At 64.5% G+C, this 744-nt stretch carries 1 protein-coding gene; it reads right to left on the bottom strand.

From position 1 onward, the window contains the following. A partial coding sequence (locus tag ETD83_RS42100; protein ID WP_171064761.1) for a DUF222 domain-containing protein occupies positions 1-550 on the bottom strand: 550 nt, incomplete at its 3' end. Positions 551-744: the final 194 nt, after the last annotated feature.

Here is a 744-nt window from a genome sequence, read left to right as displayed (position 1 = left end):
GCTGGGAGTCTTGGTCTGCTGTTTCGGTGCCGTCCCGTTCGGCGATGACGTCGCGGATGCGGCGGCCGAACGAGGCGAGTTTCCCGGCGGAGAATCCTTGGTCGACCATGTCGAGCAGCACGTTCTCAGCAGCCGCGCAGTCCTGGTCGTCGAGCCGGGCGATGGCGTCGGCGATGGTGGAGGCGTACCCGTAGGACAGCTCCCCGGCGGCGAGCATCTTGGTGACCCGTGGGAGCCGGTGCCGCTGCCGGGCCAGGGTGACCCGCTCCCGGGCCCGGGTCTCGCGCATCCCCAGCCGCGACCGCAGCCACGCCTGAGTGGACGGCAGACCCCAGCGGCGCATCTCGCCGGTGGCGTCCACCCGTCCGATCATCGCGGCGAGGGCGCTCTCCTGTTGGTCGGTCGCGCGTGCGAGGGTTTCGGCGAGTTCCATGCAGGCGGCGGCGGAGTCGGGTGCGTCGCGTCCGGCGAGTTCGCGGGCGATCACCGCGACAGCGTCCACCAATTCCCTGGTGGACGCCGAGTGAAGATCGACCGATACCGAACTCATAAACCAATAGTATCGAAAACTCCAACTGTCCGCGCGCTCAAAAAGTCTGTCTTTTGTCACCGGCGAGATAGTCAGAGTCAAGGTCATTAAATCTGATTCTGGACGGGCGCGTCCACATCATTGGATGAGTCAGGTTTGGTTACTGAGCTGGAGCTGTCTCTTATACACAGCTGTCGCTCACCACGCACTAGTCT

Source organism: Actinomadura soli (assembly GCF_005889715.1).
GTDB lineage: Bacteria > Actinomycetota > Actinomycetes > Streptosporangiales > Streptosporangiaceae > Spirillospora > Spirillospora soli.
The sequence above is the reverse complement of the archived record's forward strand: the minus strand, read 5'-3'. Positions and strand labels throughout refer to the sequence as shown.